This window comes from Bradyrhizobium sp. IC4059 (assembly GCF_020193615.1).
Classification (GTDB): Bacteria; Pseudomonadota; Alphaproteobacteria; order Rhizobiales; family Xanthobacteraceae; genus Bradyrhizobium; species Bradyrhizobium yuanmingense.
Genome location: NZ_JADYVH010000009.1, coordinates 317,175 through 323,475 on the forward strand (window position 1 = coordinate 317,175; position 6,301 = coordinate 323,475).

General features: G+C 62.7%; 6 protein-coding genes. 2 read left to right on the plus strand and 4 right to left on the minus strand.

Annotated elements, in window-relative coordinates; all coding sequences use genetic code 11:
- Positions 1–43: 43 nt before the first annotated feature.
- Positions 44–931, minus strand: a complete 888-nt coding sequence (gene rpoH, locus I6F12_RS27095) for an RNA polymerase sigma factor RpoH (RefSeq protein WP_225114819.1) — start codon at positions 929–931, stop codon at positions 44–46.
- 376 nt (positions 932–1,307) lie between these two features.
- Here rpoH and I6F12_RS27100 point away from each other — a divergent pair, with 376 nt between their 5' ends.
- Positions 1,308–1,541 carry a hypothetical protein gene (locus I6F12_RS27100; RefSeq protein WP_128262508.1) on the plus strand — a complete coding sequence of 78 codons (234 nt, stop codon included), beginning with the start codon at positions 1,308–1,310 and terminating at the stop codon, positions 1,539–1,541.
- A 6-nt stretch (positions 1,542–1,547) separates the two neighbouring features.
- Here the strand turns inward: I6F12_RS27100 and ftsH are convergent, their stop codons facing one another.
- Both ftsH and I6F12_RS27110 read right to left on the minus strand, forming a co-directional pair.
- Complete coding sequence (ftsH, locus tag I6F12_RS27105) at positions 1,548–3,389, minus strand: ATP-dependent zinc metalloprotease FtsH (protein ID WP_225157610.1); 1,842 nt, start codon at positions 3,387–3,389, stop codon at positions 1,548–1,550.
- A gap of 227 nt (positions 3,390–3,616) precedes the next feature.
- A complete protein-coding gene (locus I6F12_RS27110; protein ID WP_225157611.1) occupies positions 3,617–3,898 on the minus strand; it encodes a hypothetical protein in 282 nt (93 codons plus the stop codon).
- A gap of 537 nt (positions 3,899–4,435) precedes the next feature.
- Here I6F12_RS27110 and I6F12_RS27115 point away from each other — a divergent pair.
- On the plus strand, positions 4,436–4,807 hold the full coding sequence (locus I6F12_RS27115) for an SPW repeat protein (RefSeq protein ID WP_036002168.1): 372 nt from the start codon (positions 4,436–4,438) through the stop codon (positions 4,805–4,807).
- A gap of 813 nt (positions 4,808–5,620) precedes the next feature.
- On the opposite strand, the gene I6F12_RS27120 is transcribed toward I6F12_RS27115, so the two are convergent.
- Positions 5,621–5,854, minus strand: coding sequence for a hypothetical protein (locus I6F12_RS27120; RefSeq protein WP_306469161.1), 234 nt, complete (start codon positions 5,852–5,854; stop codon positions 5,621–5,623).
- Positions 5,855–6,301 lie beyond the last annotated feature (447 nt).

Here is a 6,301-nt window from a genome sequence, read left to right on the forward strand (position 1 = left end):
GATGCTGATCGGCCTTGGCCGATCAGCATTCTTCTTCGCTCGCCTAACGCGACGTCGCAAGGCGCGCCTCATCGAGGCGCGCGAACATCTTCGCCTTGATCCGCTGCAACGCGCGCTGCTCGATCTGTCGGACGCGCTCGCGCGAGATGCCGAACTTGCCGGCGAGCGCATCCAGCGTCTGCTGCGGCTCGCCGAGATATCGCGCCTCGACGATGCTGCGCTCCCGCGGTGTCAGCGCAGCGAGTGCATCGGCGAGGGCAGCCTTGGTGCGTTCACGGTCGGCCGCGTCCAGCAGCAGACTCTCCGGATCGGGAGAGGGATCCACCAGCCGGTCCTGCCATTGGTCGCCTTCCGTCTCGACGCTGATCGGCGCGTTGAGTGAGATGTCGCCGCGCAGCCGGCCGTTCATCTCGGCGACGTCGGCTTCCCTGACGTCGAGATGCCTCGCGATAGATGTCAGCTGATCCGTCCGGAGCTCGCCATCCTCCGCAACGCCAAGCTTGTTCTTCAGCTTGCGCAGGTTGAAGAACAGCTTCTTCTGCGCAGCAGTGGTGCCCAGCTTGACGAGCGACCATGATCGCAGGATGTATTCCTGAACCGAGGCCTTGATCCACCAGGAGGCATAGGTCGCGAGCCGGAAGCCTTTCTCGGGGTCGAACCGCTTGACGGCCAGCATCAGCCCGACATTGGCCTCCGAGATGAGGTCGGCGATGGCGAGGCCATAGCGGCGATATTGCAGCGCGATCTTCGCCGCGAGCCGCAAATGGCTCGTCACCAGCCGATAGGCGGCGTCACGATCGCCGCTATCGCGCAATCGCCTCGCATAGTCGGCTTCCTCCGATGCCTCGAGCAGCGGAAAACGATGGATCTCCTTGAGATAGCGGGATAGCCCGCTTTCCCCGTGAAGGGCAGGAAGGGAGGCAACCAACATCGCGCCCTCCCTCACGAGCACCGTTCGCCCCGATCAGGGGCGCCTTGCCGATCCAAGCGATAATCTGAGTGAAGCGCCGAGAGCGGCGCGGTCCGAGCGCAGTCAGGTTTCATGGCCAAATCCTCGTTAGAGCAAGATGGTTGGACCACCGCGAACCTGATCCGCTGAGCCCGATCATGGCACCCAGACGCCTCAGGCCGGTGGGCGCCACTAGAATTTGGAAATGGCCGGAATGTTCCAGCGTGAACGGTCGTGACGGAAATTGCGATTGCCGTATGCCTTTGCCGCTGCAGACAGGCTCTTGAAACGCGGAGCCTTCATTCCAATCTGGTCCACGCAGGCGCCGATGAGGCTGCACGCATGCTTGGTTCGTGGGATGGATGACTATCGTGATCTCGTGAGCGCAGCTCTTGCGCTGTTCTGCGCCGGCTTGATGTTGGTGGCCGGCCATCTCCTGATCGAATGGCACGCCAGAAGCACCGATCCCGGCATCGGGATCGAGGCGCCGAAGCGCGAGGGCGCGCCCGCGCCGCTCATCTCGAACGGTTCGCCTCCAGACAGGCGGATGATCGAGCTTCCCGCCGAGATCAGGCGCAAGCGCGCCGCGTGAGTGGCCCTAGATCGCCCGCAGCCCTTCCTTGGGCATCTCCCGGATCAGCACATCGATGTCGCTCTGCTCCAGCGTTTCCTTCTCGAGCAGCTTTTTTGCCGCGCGGTCCAGGATCGGCCGCCGCGTGGTCAGGATGCCCTGGGTGCGCTGGAACACCTGGTCGACGATGGTTTTCACCTCGTGGTCGACCGCGGCCGCGGTCTCCTCGGCATAGTCGCGCTCGCGCGTCGGATAGGGGCGGTCAGGGCCGGCCAGGAAGTTGCCGGGATCGCGCTCATAGGCGACGCTGCCGAGACGCTCCGACATGCCGTAGCGCGTCACCATGCTGCGGGCGATATCGGTGACGCGGCGCAGGTCGTCCGCCGCACCGGTCGACAAGTGCCCGAACACGATAAGCTCCGCGGCGCGGCCGCCGAGTAGCACCGCCATCTTGTTCTCCAGCTCCTCCTTGGTCATCAGGAAACGGTCCTCGATCGGCCGCTGGATGGTGTAGCCGAGCGCGCCGACGCCGCGCGGGATGATCGAGACCTTGTGCACGGGATCGGTCCCCGGCAGTGAGAGTGCGACGAGGGCGTGCCCCATCTCGTGATAGGCGACGATCTCGCGTTCCCTGGGGTTGAGCAGGCGGTTGCGCTTTTCCAGGCCTGCGATCATGCGCTCGACCGCATTGTTGAAATCGCTCATGGTCACCGCATCGGCGCCGCGGCGCGTCGCCAGCAGCGCGGCCTCGTTGACGAGATTGGCGAGGTCCGCTCCCGTGAAACCAGGGGTGAGCGCGGCAACGGCGTCTGCATCGACATTGTCGGCGAGGCGCACCTTCTTCATGTGCACATTGAGGATCTCGATGCGGCCCCTCTTGTCGGGCCGGTCGACCAGCACCTGCCGGTCGAAGCGGCCGGCGCGGAGCAGGGCGGGATCGAGGATTTCGGGCCGGTTGGTGGCGGCGAGGATGACGAGCCCGGAGCGCGAATCGAAGCCGTCGAGCTCGACCAGCAGCTGGTTGAGTGTCTGCTCCTTTTCATCATGGCCGCCGGCGAACGGGCCGATGCCGCGGGCGCGGCCCAGCGCATCGAGCTCGTCGATGAAGATGATGGCCGGCGCCTTTTCGTGCGCCTGCTGGAACAGGTCCCGCACCCGCGCCGCACCGACGCCGACGAACATCTCGACGAACTCCGAGCCGGAGATCGAGAAGAACGGCACCCTGGCCTCGCCGGCCACGGCCTTGGCCAGCAAGGTCTTGCCTGTGCCTGGCGGGCCCACCAGCAGCACGCCTTTCGGCATGCGGCCGCCGAGCCGGCCATAGTCGGTCGGGTTCTTCAGGAAATCGACAACCTCGCGCAGCTCGTCCTTGGCCTCGTCCACGCCGGCGACGTCGGCAAACGTGACGCCGGTGTTGGATTCGACGTAGACCTTGGCCTTGCTCTTGCCGATCGCCATCAGCCCGCCGCCGATCCCGCCGCCCTCGGCCATGCGGCGGCCGATGTACCACCAGACGCCGAAGAACAGCAGAACCGGCATCACCCAGGACAACAGGTCGCGCAGAAACGTGCTCTCGATCTGCCCGGTGAAACGGACGTTGTGCTTCTCGAGCTCCTGGGCGACGTCCTGGTCGACGCGCGTGGTGACGAATTGCTTCTGGCCGCCGGACAGCGGCTCCTTCAGCGTGCCCTGCAAGGTGCGGTCGGAGATGCCGACCGTCTCAACTTTCCCCTGGCGCAGCAATTGCTGATATTCGCTGTAGGGGACCACCGCGATCTGGTTCGCCGCCGAGATCAGATACTGAATCAGGAAGACCGCGAAAATTGCGGCGATGGCGTATCCGATATTGAAACGGGCATTCTTGTTCATGCGAAGACCAGATCCGATCGTGTTACGCGGGCCGGGCTAGCGTCGAGGCGCATTTGGCGCGCTCGCTCGGGCCCGGTGCGCCTCCGGACCTGCATGTTCACGACAGAACTTCTCCTGCTGCCATCGGTTCCAGTCATCCCAAACGCGGGCTCGGCAGCGCTGGACGCAGGCGATCGAGATGCCGGACAGCGATAAGGCCCGGTTGCGGGCCGGGCCTTTGCATCAGTTCACCAGGGATACCAGTAAGGATATGCCGCCGGATAATACCGGACGGTCCGATAATAGCGGGGGCCATAATAGTATCGCGGCGGACCATAGACCGGCGCATAATAGACCGGAGGTGCGGCCGCGGCGGCCAGCGCTCCGGTGAACAGGCCGAGCGCGATGGCCGGACCAATGCCTGGACTGCCCCAATGATGATGATGGCCCCGCCAATGGGCCGAGGCCGGCGCAACGGTTCCGATGAGGAGCGTTGCTGCCGCGGCGATTGCAAGAGCAAGCTTTCTCATGTGACTTCCCTCGACTTATGCCCGCGCAAGCGGGCTTCTCGATCCTTTGCATGAGTTTCGTTTTGCCGGACACAGCCGGCAGCGTCTGAACTTAGGATGGGCGGCGACGACTTCAAGCCTCTAACCGACAATTGGCCAAGTGGAGAGAACAGTCAGATCGTGTCAATCGAAGAAGGGCTTCGAACGTCCCTGCTGGCGCGTGCCAATAGTGACTAAGTCCGTAAATTCAGCCTTTGGTCCATCTGCGAAGTTGCGCTGCGTCTCACAGAGGTCTGCTTATCGCGGCAGAGCGGTCCAGATTTGCTCAACCTGAGTTCTTCGCATTTTGACCCTTCAGCGACCTCCGGAGCCGTCCGCTTTCCCGCCGCTGTTAAGGTTGGGACCGCAGGCGGTCAGCTGCTTAATGAGCACACAGCCTAGGACAGCACCGGCGCGGCGGGTCCGCCTCTCCGTTGCCATTATGCCGCGGGCCGCGATGGAAACCGGCTCGGCGATTACGCGGTTGATTTGGCATCGAAACCTCCAATGGAGGGTGCCATGCAGAATTGGGAAGGGAATTGGACGAACGCAAAGTTTTGTGACGTTGCGAACCTGATCCTCGGCGCGATACTGTTCGTTTCGCCCTGGATATTCGGTTTCGATGCGGGGACGGTCTCTCAGAACGCCGTTATCACCGGTATCGCCATCGCGATCCTTGCGGTCGCGGCGCTGGCGGCGTTCGCGGTGTGGGAGGAATGGCTGAACCTCGTCGTCGGCTTGTGGGCACTGGTATCGCCCTGGGTATTGGGCTTCCAGGGAACCACCGCGATGACCGTGCATGTGATCATCGGCGCGGCGGTCGCAATCTTGGCAGCGATCGAGCTCTGGATTATGTCCCGCAACCCGCCGCGGCTGACCACCGGTAGCTGAGAAGCTGGATCGTTTGGCTCGTGGCATAGCTTCGCCGTCATCGGAAAAACCTGTCCAGCCGACGCGGACGAAATTCGGTGCGGACCTGGGGCCGGCAGCTACTCAGCGCAGTCGGCCTTGGGTCAGCCGTAAGTGCCGCAGCTCGAGCTAGCCTTGCTGGACGGCTTACTCCCGGCGCCAAATTCCGAAAGTGCCGATGGAAAGGCCTTGCTCCGGGGCTAGGTTCATCGGGCATTCCGTTTGCGTCGGATTCCCAAATTTGAATGCCACGGGGCATGATTTTTGGGACCAAGCTGCGTTTGCCATCCAACGGCAGACATCTCGGTCCCAGCTCGTTTTTCGATCCGGAAAAACCTCCAGGCTGGGGCCGATGTGGTCTACTCCGGGCGTAAGCCGCCCCATCAGTACCAGCCCATCTTGAAACAGAGACCAAGCCAACCAGCGAGCGCGACTAGAGCGGCAATGTTGATGTACTTCTGAGCGTCCTGCATCATTGCACCGCAATCAAAGGCGCCCCGCAATTCGGACCAACGGTGATTTGCCACTACCCGTTCCGCCTCTCTGCCCTTGACCAGATCAACAAGGTTCCGGTTTCTGGCGCTCGGTTCATCGCGGGAGCTCGGGGTTTCTCCACCTTATGTGCTTTGGCGTGTTCTTCTCGACCTGCGGGACCATGCGGGCGGGATCGGGACCGCCCGGAACGCCCCTGGGGCCGAGCAGCTCACGCGTAATGTCATCCTCGGTTCTTTCCGGCTCGACGCCGTTGATGGGCCGCTGTCGCACGGGAGCGACCTCCTGATGCCCACGGCAAGCTCAGGTCACCTCAGGCTTGAAGGTCTGCGGCTGCTGCTCTGGCGGCGGCATTTTAAAAGGAATGGGGAACGGCGTGCGCGCGAGGCTTACCAGCGCCGCCCGTTCCTCGGAGAGACGGCTTTCGATGTACTCGCGCTCCAGATCGGAAAGGCGGGTCTTGAGCAGCCGGTGGTAGCGGTGAATGCTATTGCGGTGGGTGCGCAACCGGGCGAGCTTTTCTTCCAGTGTCATCATCGTCGTCCTCGACGGTTACAAGCAATCCTTTCCAAAAGAGGTCGGAGGAGCCCTCCGGCGTGAGACTTAGAGAGGCTTGATCTTGTTTCAAGATGGATCAGAAGATTGGACCAATTGCCTCAACCTCAAGCCAGCGTTCTGTACGCTCCGTGCTCCCCAGCGCGGGGCCGGATCATGGCAACCGAAAATCCGCCATGTGCTCTTCCCGTTGATGTCCGCTTGTGGCACTCAGCCGACCATTGGGACCTCGCCCTCCGAGCACCGCTTTTGACCCATAGCAGAAGTCTGAGCCTGCACTCCAACCCCTCAACCGCCCGGGTCGAAACTCATTCTTGCGGTTGCACGTGCCTGACGCCGGAACGTGAGCATCGTCAGGGTCCCTGATCTCCTTAAACAATGGCATGGTCAGCAATCCCAGCGAGATGTGTAGCAGTAATGCTGTCGCAA